Origin of the sequence: Ekhidna sp. (assembly GCF_963691765.1) — a bacterium.
In the GTDB taxonomy this organism is placed as follows: Bacteria; Bacteroidota; Bacteroidia; order Cytophagales; family Cyclobacteriaceae; genus Ekhidna.
In genome coordinates, this window is sequence record NZ_OY829375.1 from 635,025 (window position 1) to 649,865 (window position 14,841).

At 34.7% G+C, this 14,841-nt stretch carries 12 protein-coding genes; 2 read left to right on the forward strand and 10 right to left on the reverse strand.

Annotated features, from left to right (window positions below):
- Positions 1-248 precede the first annotated feature (248 nt).
- Positions 249-887 (forward strand): response regulator, encoded by a 639-nt coding sequence (locus tag ACY650_RS03060; RefSeq protein ID WP_462251620.1) that lies wholly within the window; start codon positions 249-251, stop codon positions 885-887.
- On the opposite strand, the gene ACY650_RS03065 is transcribed toward ACY650_RS03060, so the two are convergent.
- Positions 884-4,480 (reverse strand): PAS domain S-box protein, encoded by a 3,597-nt coding sequence (locus tag ACY650_RS03065; protein WP_462251622.1) that lies wholly within the window; start codon positions 4,478-4,480, stop codon positions 884-886. The two genes, ACY650_RS03060 and ACY650_RS03065, sit on opposite strands and share 4 nt — an antisense overlap.
- A 259-nt stretch (positions 4,481-4,739) precedes the next feature.
- Here ACY650_RS03065 and ACY650_RS03070 point away from each other — a divergent pair, with 259 nt between their 5' ends.
- Positions 4,740-7,157 carry a PAS domain-containing protein gene (locus ACY650_RS03070; RefSeq protein WP_462251624.1) on the forward strand — a complete coding sequence of 806 codons (2,418 nt, stop codon included), beginning with the start codon at positions 4,740-4,742 and terminating at the stop codon, positions 7,155-7,157.
- Here the strand turns inward: ACY650_RS03070 and ACY650_RS03075 are convergent.
- The 9 genes from ACY650_RS03075 to ACY650_RS03115 all read right to left on the reverse strand — a co-directional run bounded on the left by ACY650_RS03075 (position 7,142) and on the right by ACY650_RS03115 (position 14,729).
- Positions 7,142-8,305: a sensor histidine kinase gene (locus tag ACY650_RS03075; protein ID WP_462251626.1), complete on the reverse strand. Its 1,164-nt coding sequence runs from the start codon at positions 8,303-8,305 to the stop codon at positions 7,142-7,144. The two genes, ACY650_RS03070 and ACY650_RS03075, sit on opposite strands and share 16 nt — an antisense overlap.
- Positions 8,302-8,679, reverse strand: coding sequence for a DUF7793 family protein (locus tag ACY650_RS03080; RefSeq protein WP_462251628.1), 378 nt, complete (start codon positions 8,677-8,679; stop codon positions 8,302-8,304). Before ACY650_RS03080 ends, ACY650_RS03075 begins: the two co-directional genes overlap by 4 nt.
- A gap of 781 nt (positions 8,680-9,460) precedes the next feature.
- Positions 9,461-9,811 carry a hypothetical protein gene (locus ACY650_RS03085; protein ID WP_462251630.1) on the reverse strand — a complete coding sequence of 117 codons (351 nt, stop codon included), beginning with the start codon at positions 9,809-9,811 and terminating at the stop codon, positions 9,461-9,463.
- Between the two features lie 72 nt (positions 9,812-9,883).
- Positions 9,884-10,054 (reverse strand): hypothetical protein, encoded by a 171-nt coding sequence (locus tag ACY650_RS03090; protein WP_462251632.1) that lies wholly within the window; start codon positions 10,052-10,054, stop codon positions 9,884-9,886.
- A 166-nt stretch (positions 10,055-10,220) separates the two neighbouring features.
- Positions 10,221-10,376: a hypothetical protein gene (locus ACY650_RS03095; protein WP_462251634.1), complete on the reverse strand. Its 156-nt coding sequence runs from the start codon at positions 10,374-10,376 to the stop codon at positions 10,221-10,223.
- 157 nt (positions 10,377-10,533) lie between these two features.
- Positions 10,534-10,734 (reverse strand): hypothetical protein, encoded by a 201-nt coding sequence (locus tag ACY650_RS03100; protein WP_462251636.1) that lies wholly within the window; start codon positions 10,732-10,734, stop codon positions 10,534-10,536.
- Positions 10,735-10,898: 164 nt separating this feature from the next.
- Positions 10,899-11,615 carry a LytR/AlgR family response regulator transcription factor gene (locus tag ACY650_RS03105; RefSeq protein ID WP_462251638.1) on the reverse strand — a complete coding sequence of 239 codons (717 nt, stop codon included), beginning with the start codon at positions 11,613-11,615 and terminating at the stop codon, positions 10,899-10,901.
- A 7-nt stretch (positions 11,616-11,622) separates the two neighbouring features.
- On the reverse strand, positions 11,623-13,608 hold the full coding sequence (locus ACY650_RS03110; protein WP_462251640.1) for a sensor histidine kinase: 1,986 nt from the start codon (positions 13,606-13,608) through the stop codon (positions 11,623-11,625).
- Positions 13,608-14,729: an FIST signal transduction protein gene (locus tag ACY650_RS03115; protein ID WP_462251642.1), complete on the reverse strand. Its 1,122-nt coding sequence runs from the start codon at positions 14,727-14,729 to the stop codon at positions 13,608-13,610. Before ACY650_RS03115 ends, ACY650_RS03110 begins: the two co-directional genes overlap by 1 nt.
- Positions 14,730-14,841 lie beyond the last annotated feature (112 nt).

Consider the following 14,841-nt stretch of genomic DNA (forward strand, 5'->3'; position numbering starts at 1 on the left):
CCAAATCGTAGTTAGAAATTTGCTGATATCAACGACAATTCATACACAATATATCTACGTGAAACACGTATTTTTCCAAAAAAATATTCATATAATCGAATCAATAAAGAGTTGTTCATTATTTTAATGTAAACAAGTAATATTCTAAGTAAATCCTGATAGAATTCAGGTAATTATATGATCTACGACATTTACAACTTTTAAGCACATCATTTATTTAGTAAAACGAAAGACTAACAACTACCGCCATGAATATTTTATTAGTAGATGACCATAAAATAATACGCTCAGTATTAGCCGGAATGCTCATTGACGAATTAGGTGCCTCCGTTATTCAGGCTAACAACGGAATAGAAGGAATCAACACGTTTAAAGAGGGAGAATTTGACTTGATAATCGTCGACATCAATATGCCTCGAATGGATGGAATCGAATTGACAAAACTTATTAGAGAAATTGATAAAACGGTCAGTATTATTGCATTATCGATGATGGACGATTCCGTAAGTATCAAAAAGATGTTAAAAGCAGGTGCAAATGGCTATGTTCTTAAGGAAGGTGATACCAATGAACTTTTAAAAGCAATAAACCTAGTAACTGATGGAGGAAAATACTATTCTCCACAAGTCACAGAAACCATTATGAATAGTATCGCAGATGGAAGAAAAGCAACTAAAGGTGCTGATCTAACTAAACGTGAACTTGAGGTTTTAGAGCAAATCTTCAAAGAAAAATCAAATCAGGAAATTGCAGACGATTTATTTATTAGTCTTAGAACTGTTGAGACTCATAAGCATAATATTATGGACAAAACTGGCTCTAAGAATCTTGCCGGTTTAGTGAAGTTTGCAATTCGTGAAAAACTTTTTGACGACTTATTTTATTAGTCTTCTCCTCGTGTGAAGAGTACAGTAGTTCCTTTTCCTTTCTGTGACTCGATCTTTACGGTACCACCTATATTCTTTGCTCGATCTTTCATGTTCTGAATCCCGAATCCGGAATCTATAATTGATTCATCGAACCCTTTTCCATTATCAATAAGATACATTTGAAAAAAAGGTTGATTTATTACTTTTATTTCAATCATTTCAGAACCAGAGTATTTGATTGCATTGGTCAGTGCCTCTTGATAAATTCTAAAAATGTTGACTCCCAACGATAAATCATTAATGTCGTCATCCCCAGTCCATTTAAAAATGATCTCTCCTGAGTAAACTTTCTTGGTCTTTTCAGCAAGCTCAATGAACGTATTTTTTAAGTTTTCATTTTTGGATAGGCTAATGCTAAAGTTGTTTATGATTAGTCTGCTCTCTTTAATCATATCACCAAGCATAATATTTATTGATTCATTTAGTTTCTTAATCTTTTCTCGCGAAACTTCTTTTCCCAGTGTTTGATTGAGCATGAGCCTTGTTGCCACTAGCATCTGTCCAATACTATCATGAATATCTCTTGCAATCCGTATTCTTTCTTGCTCTTGACTCAAAATCTGAAGTCTTTCAGCATCCTTCTTTTCATCAATGTTTTGAATGGTTCCGAAGATACGCTTAGGCAAGCCATCAGAGGTTTTTTCTATCGTTGTTAGATCTCCACGATGCCAGATCCAGTCTTCTACAGAATCATCAGATACTTGAAATTCACAAGTAAATTTATCAATCTCACCATTTTGAAGCTTGTCTAGCTTCTTTTCACAAAATACCCGATGTTCATTCCTAATTTGCGCAAGTACTTTTGTTGGTGATTCCACATTTACCTTCGGTATATTGGAATGGTCTTCCCCTTTTGGGAAAACGGTCGTTTCGTGTGTTTCAAAATCCGTTTCCCATGCCAAAATACCATTGTTTTCCATCGCAAGATTCAGTTTTTGAATCTGAAGATTAAGGTCATGTTTTGACTTTACTTCTTTGGTTACATCTTGTACTGTTCCATGAGCTTCTATCAACTCATCATATTCATTGTAAACAATTTCAGCTTTTTCTTCAACGTACTTTATTATTCCATCTTTGGTAACAATCCTGTGAATAACTTCATATGGAGTTTTTTCTTGAACACATTTATTAAAAAGTTCTTTGACTTGTTCACGCTCATCAGGATGGACGTACTCATAGAAGTCTTCAACTGATCTACTAAAAGATTGCGGTTTCTCTCCGAATATACGATACACTTGATCTGACCAAACCAAAAAATCATTATTAACATCCAAATGCCAGCTCCCCATATTGGCAATTTCCTGAGCTCTAATCAGATCATTCAACATATTTTTTTGTGACCTCTCGTATTGCTTTCTTTCAGTAATGTCCCTCCCTACGCTTACTACTACAGGCTCTCGATCGATCTGGAAATATTGGAGACTCATTTCGATTGGTATAATCCTACCGTCTTTGGCTTTGTGAGTGGTTTCAAACAAAGCTCTTTTTTCCTTTTGGAGAATTTTTCCAAATTCTTCAATACGATCCTTGCTCCAATCTAAATCTAAATGACTAATATTCATTTTTTGAAACTCTTTATGAGAGTATCCAAGAAGATTACATGCCATATCATTTACTTCAATAATATCGCCTTCCATACTAACAATGAAAATTGCATCAGAGGCGGTCTCTACAACTCCTTTATACTTTGCTTCACTACTTGATAGCTTTTGTTCTATTTCTTTCCTTTTTGTAACATCTCTTACCATCCCGATCACCCAAGTATTGTAGTCTAGTTTTACAGGATTTAGATTGACTTCTACTGATATTTCTTTTCCTTCTTTAGAGGTGTGAATCGTTTCCCTTAACTGGGCTTCACCTTCTTTTACTTCAGCAAAATATTTTTCAACAGCTATTTCGTCCCATTTTTTATCAATTGTCCAAATGGGCTGGCCAATCAGTTCAGCTCGTTTATAACCTGACATTGAAATTGCTGCATTATTGACTTCTGTAATTGTACCTTTTTGCGAAAAGACATAGACAGCATCTGGAGCTGATTCAATCATTTGCTTGTAACGCTCATTGAGAAGGTTTAGCTCGTGTTGAGCTTTGACTTTTACTGTGATATCGTCAACCATAGCCAATGCCCGCTTACCTCCTTCAGCAAATTGATCTTCTATCTGAGTGACTATAAGGTTGGCATATACAATTTCACCATCCTTCCTAATGTAACGCTTCTCTATTTCATAAGACTCTATTTTATTACTTACTAATTGATTGTACAAATCAAAATCGATTGGGAAGTCTTCGGGATGTGTGAACTTTTTAAATGTAAGGGACTTGAGTTCCTCTTCGTCATATCCTAAAAATTCACAAAGACTTTTGTTTACTTCATAGGGTTTTCCATTATCCGATACAAGAGCAATGCCATATGGAGATTGATTGAAAACACCTTTAAGCAGACTTACCTCAGCTTTACGCTGAGTAATATCCCGAGCAATACCAAGAACACCTATCAGATTATCGTAGGAATCATAAACTGGTGTTTTTGTTGTTTCGACTATTACATCATGTTTACTTCCATCTGCATATGTCAAAGTTTCCTCATTTAAGCTTGGCCCTCGTTTCTTGATGGCCGCCTTATCATTTGCTCTAAAGAAATCTGCAAGCTCTTTGGGGACAAAGTCATAATCTGTCCTTCCAATAATTTCTGCTTCACTTGCATTAAAGAGTTTCTCAAATTCGTTGTTGCAAGCTAGATACTTCCCGTTCGGATCTTTGATCCAGACCAAATCAGGAATGGCATTCATGAAGGCTTTTAAATGTGCATTGCTCTTTTCGTTTGCTCGTTCTGCTTTTAGCCTATCGGTTATATCCCGGCAAGTAAAAAGTAATGTTCCATTAGCTACATCAACCCTCTTTATGTTTATTAGAATATCGTACTTTTCACCAAATTTACCTTCTATCACGCGATGAATATTTGCAATTTCTCCTTGTTCATGCACTTCAGAAATATCGAAAAAGCCACTTCCTAGTAAATTTTTGATATTCTGCATCTTCCAAACTTCCTCCTCAATAAATCCAAAAATGTTGGAGACTTTAGAGCATACATATCTGAAATTTCCATTATCATCGGTTATAAAAACTGTATCTGTAATATTTGCTAAAATATCGGCATAAATTTTTTTTTCTTCCTGTTCATTAGTTACGTCTCGTAGAAAAACAGTGCAATGACCTTTCTTAGAAGAATAAACATTGATCTCCAGCCACTTTTGTAATGGTTCCGCCCAATTAACAAATTGTTCGTGACCTTGACTAAACGCTACATCATAATATACTGCTAACCAATCCTGGTACATTTTAGGATCTGGCATAATTTCCGAAATACATTTTCCTACCAGGCCTTTTATTGAGATTCCTGTGTGCAGTTCAAATGCCTCATTTACGTCTAAGTATTTCCAGTCAACTGGATCACCATAGTCATCAAGAATAATCTCTTTGCGAGCATATCCCATAGGTATGAATTCTTTATCCTCTGGATATTCTTCTAAAATTCTTTCAAGGGTTTTCATCGAGGAACGTTAACTGCACCAATGCAAATACCAAGGTATCTCTTTATGAAGATTGCTATCTAAGTGATCCACGTAATTTTTAATTTAAGTGATATTGCACCGTTATCTTAAAGAAAGAAAAGCTAATATTATTCCATCAAAGTTTACCCCCTCGCCAGCTAACTTGAAATTTGTATTTAAATATCGAAAACTATTTTATCGAGCCTTGCTGTTAGCAATAATGGTTTTATCAGGCAATCAAATTTTTATTCAATACTGGTTGAATAAAAAAAGTGAAGAAGGAACTATCATAAACATTGCTGGAAGGCAAAGAATGCTCAGTCAAAGAATTAATCTTTTATTGCTGAGAAGCAATGATCAAACCCATAAAGCTGAGATTGATTCGCTTACTCAATTATGGAAAAAGAATCACTTGGGAATGCTCGAAACAAATCCGCTACTAGGTTATTCTTCGATATCAAATACAAAAGCAAAAGCAATTCTGGAAGATATAAGTGTGGAGTTAATTCAGGTCATTGAATTAGCTAAGAATGATACACATAATGGTAACTTCAATGAGGTAAATCTTCTTGTAGATAAGTATCTAATCCAAATGGATCAAGTTGTATTTATATTATCTAACGAAGCTGACCGTAGGCTTGCGATGATTGTAATTATTGAATTGGTCTTATTTTCCATTTCTATAATGATGTTACTGATTGAGATGAAAATCATTTTCCTACCAGTAGTGAACAGACTAGGAAAAACGATAGACGAAAAAGATGTTTTACTAGCAGAGAAAAAATCAAATATCTTATGGAAGCATACAGAATATCTAAAATCACTTCATGCCATTACTATTTCTAAAGACTCCAGCAATCAAAAAATTGAAGATATTTTAAGTTTGGTTCAGTCTTATCTTAATCTACCTATTGGAATTGTTTCTCACATTGAAGGTGAGCACTATACCGTAGCTCACTGTACTGAAAATAATCTCTCTATCTCGCGAGGAGATACATATTCTCTTTCAAATACAATTTGTGATATCACATTAAATCATGTCAAACCCAATGTGATGTTCAACGACCAATATATTTTTTATGATAAGGACTTAAAAAATTCACTATATAGTGATCATAAAGCAGTTAAAGGCTTCCCCCTCAAAACTCACATTGGTGTTGCCTTAAGAGTTAACAACAAATTTTACGGAACTGTCAATTTTTCCTCAGTAGATGTGCGTGAATCTTACGAAGAAGAGGAAATACTTATGTTTTTGCAAGCGAAGGAAGCAATCGTATATGAACTTCAACGAATAGAAAGAAGGAAACTTCAAAAAGAAAACGAACAATTGGCCTTGGTTGCAAAAGCAACTCACAATAGTATACTAATAACCGATGATAAAGGGCTTATAACCTGGGCCAATGAAGGTTTTACCCGAATCACAGGTTATACTCTGGATGAAGCAATTGGACAAAAGCCAGGAGATTTCTTACAAGGAGAGTCAAGTGATAATGCGTCTAAGAAATTAATGTCTGAATCTATAAAGAATGAAAAGGCTGTCTATGTTGAAATGATCAATTACAACAAAGATGGTACTCCATATTGGGTGAGCATAGACTTGCAGCCAATCTTCAATAGAAAAGGAAAGCTGGAAAAATTTATGGCTATACAATCTGATATTACCGATCAAGTTGCACTCAGAGTGGCCAACGAACAACTTGCGGTTGTAGCAAAGAAAACCAGTAATGGAGTAATCATATCAGACAAATCGACAAGTATTAGTTGGGTAAATGATGGCTTTTCTAAATTAACGGGTTATTCAAGCGAAGAGATCGTTGGATCAGATCTTGAATCATTGTTTGTGAATCAGAAAATAGACTCTTCCGCACTAAGAAAATTGAAGAAAGCTATTAAAGAAGGTAGCTCATTAAAAATGGAGGTAATGAACTGCAACAACTTTGGAGATCCATATTGGGTTTCTCTCGATTTGCAGCCTATCAAAAATGAAGACGGGAAAATTGATCGCTTTGTTTTACTAGAAACAGACATTACTGAAAAACTGAATAAACAGAATAATGAATTACTGGGTGAGATTCGTGGTGAGGAGAAGGAAAGGAATCGAATTTCAAAAGATCTTCACGATGGAGTGGGACAAATGCTGGTAGCTTCCAGAATGCTTCTCAACAAGCTAAAGCCCACTACACCTATGGAAGTAATCCTTAATCAGAAAAAAGTTCTGGATAGCCTTTTTGAAGAAATGATCTTAGAAACCAGAATGGTTATTAACAATCTTGAAGTTTCATTGGGAAAGAGCAATAACCTTAAGGAAGCAATTGAGAACTTGATCTCAAAATCAAAAAGAATCTTTGAAGGTGAAATAGTCTTAAAATGGCAAGGTGAAGAATCTTTCCCTGATTTTGTTTTTGCTATGAACCTATTTAGAATAACACAAGAGGCTTTAAGTAATAGTATAAAGTATTCTTTTGCCTCTAAAATTGACATCAACTTTTCAAACAATGGATCATTAAAATTTGAAATAAAGGATAATGGAGAAGGATTTGATGTAGACGAGTATAATCAAATAGCAGGTTCGGGAATCAATAATATGAGAACGAGAGCTGAAAATATGGACTTAAAGTTCTTTATTTCAAGCAAAAAAAACGCTGGTACTCAAATTATAATTCATGCTTCAGCATAATAATTAGAAACTGGAAATTGTAGATACATGGAGAGTCCTATATTATATTCTGTATCAATTCTAAAAACTCCTTCATAGGCCACCGCTCTATCTGAGATTTTTTTTATTTCGTTTTTTTCCGATGCATTCTTTGATTCAAATCCGCCTCCAATATCATAGTAATCAACAAATAAGAAATCATTTCTAAATTCTATCACAATAGCAATATCACTTGCATTACTATAACTAACTCCAACTGTTAATGCATTCTCTATGATGTGATAAATAGCTCCTTCAAAAGCAGAATCAAATCGAATTTCATCCAAGGAAATACATCTCAAAGAAAATTTAATATCTCTATTTATCTTGGATACCTCGCTAATCATGTTTCCTATCGCATCCTTGATTCCGTAATTGAGGGAACTAGGGGACAAATCTTCTGCTATCTTTCTTATTTCCTTTATTGATTCTGATAGCAATACCTTTCCTTCTTCCAAATCAGACTCTAAAGGTTTCGGCAAGGTATGCGCTACTGAGGTCATTTTATACGAAACAGCGCTCAACAACTGAGCAACCTCCTCTTGAATTCGAAACGCAATACTTTGTCTGTCTTTCTCATGCTTCAAAATTTCATGCACGCGTTGTATTGCCGTTTGTTGATATTCTTCTGTTATATCAGCGAAGGTTATTAATGCTACGCTCGATTTAAGTCTTTTGTTAACTCTCAGAGATAATATTTTCCGAATGTCCTCTGTTCTGGCATTGGCTAGGATCGTACTAATTCCCTCATCAAGCTTATTAATATTTACAGGGTTTCTACTGTCTTTATAGTAAAAGATTTCACTTATTTTTTTTCCTGTTAGTTCATTTGATTTTACTCCTAAAATAGATCTCGCCTGACTATTCGAGTACGAAATTTCACCTTTAGTATCAACTTCCAGAACACCATCACTAATGGTTTCAAGCAGAATATTGTATCTTTTATAATTCTCCTCGGCCACCTCCATAGAAACTGTAGTTTGCTTTAGTTCATCTGCAAGCATGTGAATTCCCATTGCTATTGCTTCGATTTCGTCCTGTTTATCGGACACAGGTATGTCTATATCAAAATTACCTTCTGCAATTTTGAGTAGGTTTTCTAGCAGTATGGGTATTCTATTGTCATTCATTTATTTGCCATAAGCCACTTGTAGGCTTCGTCGTATTTAGCAAATAGTTTAATCTTATAAGGACTGGAATTTAATCTAGTAAAGAAGGTTCCTATTATTCTAGCGACAGGGTTTGGTACTACCATTGCCAGAATCTGAAGATTCTTTGCATTCTCATCAGAAGCATAGAAATCGCGAGCTTCAGAAGTAACTTTCTTACAATGAGTCAAATCTGTCAAAGTTGGCAGACACCTTCCTTGCAATAATTCGTTTGCTGCTTCAAAGTTTTCATGAGCTTGCTCAATTCCATGAACAGCGTTCGGACGAGATAGATGAATCATTATATCATTTTCATCAATCCACGATTCTTCGGTCTGAGTGATTATTTTATCCAATCTCTATTAGGTCTTACGACAGTTAATATAATCAATTGATAAAACAGAACCTGATTTTTTTTGAAATTTAACAAGGAATGCAGAAGACTTGAATAATCTTTTTTTAATCAATAATCACTATTCATACAATGCTGAATTCTCATTGCTAAATCATATTTAGTATGGTCAAAAACCCATTTTAGATTAGGATCATATTCATCATAATTGAAAGCGACCATTCTCAGCTCATAATACTTTCTTTTCCTATTATAATAGAGCCCGATTTTCGAGTTTGTAGTTTTCATTTTTTATTTCAAAAATGCTCTTTTGGGCGATCCTGAATTGGGAATTAAGTTGAGTTGTATAATTAATGTGTTAACAGGATTCACTTTTACGATAACTCGCAATAAAAAAGCCGGCTCAACAGAACCGACTTTAGCCACCTAAAGAAACTCACCTAATGAATCATTAAATACTTAAAAAGCTCTCCTTTCTTACTTTTTTCCTGTTCTTTTTAAATAGCATAAGCCTCACATATGATATTAAAGCAAATAGCCTTAAAAATGAATAAAACCTCTTTCTTCGTCTCATAGTCTTACTTTTTACCTGTTTTATATAATTCAAAAGTGTCTCTTGTTGGACTTAGAAATAAGAGCTTTTCACTTAATGACAAGAATCATGATATCACTTAGTTCTGCTACTAGTAATCCGTATTAAAGCCTGATCCGAATTATCAGATCAGGCTCCATCAAATCAAATACATCTAAATAAAAAAAGGCAGGTATCGCCCTGCCTTTCCTAACTATGCTGCTTTCCACAGCACATTACAATAAGCGTCTTCATAGTCATGTATTTCAAATCTTACTGGCGAAGACTTGATGTTTAGAAAGACTTTTTCTTTATAAAATTCGTCGCCGTATACTTCTGAACCTTTGCCTATGTAGTTTTCCAGACTAAGAATTTCGTCATCCTCAAAATATTCATCATATATATCAAAAAGCCTATCCTGAAGAAATGATCCGTATTCTTCTTTTAGCTCTTGCTGATAATCCAAAAGACTTTCCTCAAGCAAAGCATCTAGCCCATTCTCATTCAAATGATTGGTTAGTAATTCTATCCTTGAGATCAGCTTGTTTAATCTTACTAAATTCATTTTGTGTTATGTTTTACAGTTGATAGATCTTTAGAGTTGGTATAGAATTCGAACTCAAGGATCTAAATATTACTATTGATTCATGCTATGCTGTACTTTCACAGCCAATTCATACTTTGAATGGTCAAAAACCCATTTAAGATTTGGATCAAATTCATTGTAGTTAAAAGCAACGGTTTTTAGTTCGTAATGCTTTTTCATTCTATTGTAATAGATTCCGATTTTTGCGTGTGTAGCTTTCATGTTTTTTGATTTAAAATTGATTCAGAAAAGGGTTTGAAATGAGAAATTCAGATCATTGACATTTATTAGCTGACCAACGGAATCTATTTTAAGGTTACAGGTAAATAAAAAAGTCGACTCATTGTGAATCGACTTTTACCACCTATAGAAACTCACCGAATAGCTCTTAAATACCTAAAAATTCTTCTTCTTGCTCAACTTGCTCAACTTTAAATGTTAATATGATTGCAAGCGATGAAAGCAAAGTGAACAGCATTGGAAGCTTATAGTTTTTCCTACTTCTTTTAATGCCATTTTTTATATCTTCTTTTTTCTGTTTCATATTTCAAAGTTGTCCATACAACTGCCGTCAAATAAGAGTTAATTACTCATATGACGAAATCATGATTTCACTTAGTTGTACTAGTTGTAATTCGTAAATAAGACCTGAGCTACCATTCTAACTCAGGTCAAACCAAACTATTTACATCCATGAAATTTTATGCGAAGGCGTATCCTGTTGTATTGATAACATTCGCTACATTTAAATTCTTCATTATTTTTTTTGCCACTCGCATATTTGAAGAGTCAAAAACCCACATTACACAAGGATCATTTTCATCCATGTCTTGAGTCATTTTCACCAATTTATATGTTGTAGATTTTGGGCAGTGTATTAAAGCTATTCTGAGGTGTTTCATCACTTTTCTAGTTTAATTGTTTATCAAAAGTGATATAGGCACAGGTGGCAAATTGAAGAAACTACCTTTTTGACCTATTTAAAAAGACAATTGGTAATAATTCATCGGTGAATGGAAAATGCCTTAAAAAGAAAGACATTCATCTTTTTGACTGAAGAAGAATACTAGATCAGATCTATCCTCTTCATCAAATCCGGTTTGTTTTGGCGACTAACAGGTATGATTTTATCTTCTATCTGGATACTAGAATCCTCTATGTCTTTTATTTTATCAAGATTAACTACAAATGATCTATGAACCTTAAGAAACTTTTTAGGATTCATCTTTTCAATTACATTCTTGATAGTTGAATGTACTACGTAGCCTTTTTTTATGGTTTTGAAAACAGCGTAATCTCCTTTTGCTTCTATGTATAAGATATCATCATCGTTTAGACGTATAAGCTTTGAGTTAGCTTTTATGTACAAATGATTGGATAGGAATCCACCTTCATCTGAACCCATCTCTTTTGCATTCTTGAAGTTGCTTAGTGCTACTTCAATTGCAGGGTTTATATCCTTCATACCATAGGGTTTCACGATGTAACCATAGGGTCCTAGCTCTGTAGCTTTTTTAACCGTCTCTTCATCAGCAAAAGCAGTAGTGAAAATGTACGGGAGTCGGTCACCTATCTTTTCAGCTATATCAATTCCTGTCTTATTTCCTTTAAGCTGAATATCTAAGAGTACCAGATCTACTTCGTTCTTTTCTAGCAGGCTGAACGCGTCATCAAAAGATTCGGCAATACCCACTACATGATGATTCAATAATTCAAGTATATCCGAAAGAGATGCTGCAATTTCCGGATCATCTTCAACAATTAGTATCTTTTTACCAGCCATAATGGTTTTATTTTTTAGGAAATTTAATGATAAACGTCGTACCTACAGAAACTTCGCTTATAACTTCTATTGTTCCTTCGTGGATCTGAACAAACTCATGAACGATGGAAAGACCTAGTCCTGTGCCCTGAATATTTCCTACGTTTGATGCTCTAAAGAAAGTGCTAAACAATTTTTTTTGATCCGATTCCGGAATGCCTATTCCATGATCTTTGACATGTATCTCAAAGTGATCACCATATATTAATGATAACTCAGGAGGCTTTCCATCGATGGTATACTTAATCGCATTTCCAATCAAATTATTTAGAATATGAGAGAAAAGGGTTTTATCCAGATTCACTTCATACCCCTTTCCTTCAATGGCTAGTGCTACCCTATGTCCTCGCTGATAATAATCTGGTAATATTGATTTCTCGATATATTCTTTCGGATCAATGAGTTGAGGAGAGAATGGAACTTTCTTTGAATCAAGTTTACCTATCATCAAAATGTTGTTAATCAATTGATTTAATCTTTCGACATTGTTTTCTACCCTTTCAACATTCTTTAGGAGTTTCTCACGATTAATCTCCTTTGGTTGATTTAATTGGAAGTTGAGTAGCTCAGTATTCGTTTTGATGGTGGTCAGAGGAGTTCTAAGTTCGTGAGATGTCATGGAAATAAACTGAGATTTCATTTCATTTAGCTCCTTTTGACGTTCCAGTGCACGCTCCATGTTTTCCTTGGACTTCTTAATCTCTGTGATATCTCTGACAAAAGCAGTGAAGTATTGTTCATTTTGAAATTTCAACGGGAAAATAGTTAGCTCGATTGGAAACTCTTCACCACTCTTCTTAAGTGCTGTGATCTCAATTCGATTATTTAACACCGGACCATGGCCAGTCTTGAGATAATTTTTCATCCCACTACTATGTGCTTTTCGATGCGCGTGAGGAATGATAGTCTCACTTAATTCCATTCCTTTAATCTCCTTAAAAGTGTACCCGAAAATTTCTTCTGCCTGTGGACTCCATTCAAAAACTCTTCCCAAATAGTCTATCGAAATCAATCCATCTAGTGATTTCTCAAAGAGTTTGCTGAGTTGGGTATTCTTGAATTCATTTTCTTCTCTAAGTTTTTTCTCTTCTGTGATATCGAGATGGATTCCAATTGATCCTATTTGCTCGCCACTATCATCGTAATTTGGAGCTCCGCTGATAATGGCCCATCTATCGTTTCCATTTTTATCTACAATCTTAATTTCATAGCTATCAGACTTTCCTTCCTTCCTCTTTTCATTCTGGTTGGAAATTATTTTCATTGATTCTTCATCTTCAGCATCAATGAAAACTTCAGAGGCTTTTTTACCCAGAATTTCCTTCAACTCATAGCCCGTCAGTTCCAGAAAAGGCTTGTTAGCAAATTGGATACACTCATCATTATCTACCTCAAGAAGACCAAGTTTCACATTGTCTATGATTCTCCTGTATTTTTCCTCATTGGATTTTAGTGATTGCTGTGCTTTTTGACGGAGTTTTATTTCACCCTCAAGGTTTTGAAAAGCATAACTGCTCTCCAAATTGATTCCAAATTGACTGATTACATCAATGAATGGATAAAATGATTCTTTATTAAAATTATTAGCTTTTCCATCATCGTAAAACTCAAGAAGGCCAAGTTCACCCAGCTTGAAATAGATGAACTTCCCCTGAAGATCATTTTTAAACAATGATCGAGTAGTCTCTTCTAAGTTTTCCTTCTGAAACAAGTTTTCAAGTTCTTCCTTATCTATGGTAGCAATATCTGACTGATACGGCATGGAGTAGACTCTGGAATAAAGTACTTGATCTTCTGAAATAGCTTCCTTTTTCCAAACAGCACCATATTGCAAGGATTTTCTAGCCAAAAACTTTTTTACAAATTTTCTAGCGGTATCCTGTGGGTTTTGATGCTTAGTACTGGTTAAGCTTAATTCATATAGAAGGGTGAGAAGGTCTACGGTTTTATCCATCACTGGAATGAAGATACGACAATTGTTTTATTATAAAGCTCCAAGTAACCTTCCTTGCTTGAGGAAATTTCTCCAATTGACAACACCCCTTCAGATTTAACATTTCCACCTTTTTGTTGAACTACTTCTTTAACAGCGCCTAGTTCCTTATCAAATGAGTCTTCCAGATAAAGTACTCTTGAAATACAGTCAACAATTAGCATATCTTTTGTAGCAGTTTCGACAGACTCGCCCGCAGCCTCAGAAGCACTCTCAATTAATTTTTGATTATCTCCACACAAAATATTCAGCGAAACATTTTGGCTAACATTACCAACGCACACCAATGCTCCATCTTCATCGACCGCAATCGGATCTCGCACAATGTCTTCTTTACCTTCCTTGTATATCCCAAAAGGGAATCCTTTAGAAATACTGAAGAAGTCATCACCAAACTTCACATCTGAATGCGCTTCTATTACTTCTTTATAAACTTCATAAGCTGGACGCCAGTTGAGTTGATAAACCTTGTTACCCTCAGTTTTATTTGCGACAAATGGACCGGCAATTTTTTGCCATCCATGTTTCACTCCAAGATTTAGTTCTTCAGTTGAAAGAATTACCAATGCTGAATCTTGGTAAATACCAGAGTTATCAAAGACGCATGGTGTTTGTTCCAGTGTCAAAGAGCCACAACCAGCTCCTACATAATCAACTTTGTTCCAGTATTGCTCATAAAGCCTTTCTAAGAATCTGGATATATTGATCATTAGGCCATCTAAGAAAACCAAGCAAGATTTATCATTTTCAGTCAATTGAGGGAGTTCGAAATCCAAATTCCCTTTGCCTATTCCTTCTACTATGTATGGATTGTGATCCCCTTCAATGTGCTTAATTACACATCCCTCTTCGTGATGTTCATTTTCATTTATTACCATCGGGAAAATACCTCCGGCTACTTTTAGTCCTTTCTCATCGGCTGAATTAAGGATTTGCTGAATATCTATATCTGTCTTTTCCCCGAAAAGAAGAAGATTGGTAACGTTTGGTTTTAGCTGATCAATTAGATCTGATATGGATTGATTTGGAATAAACATGTGCTGTAAAATTTTAATCAAATCAACATCACTTAAAGCTGGCATGTGAGAAAACAACGATGAATGACACATTTTAAGGGTTAACTGGTAAAATGTATAAAAAAAGTGCTCTAAACGCACGATGTGGACGATTCAAATCATTCATCTGCCTTTTCCT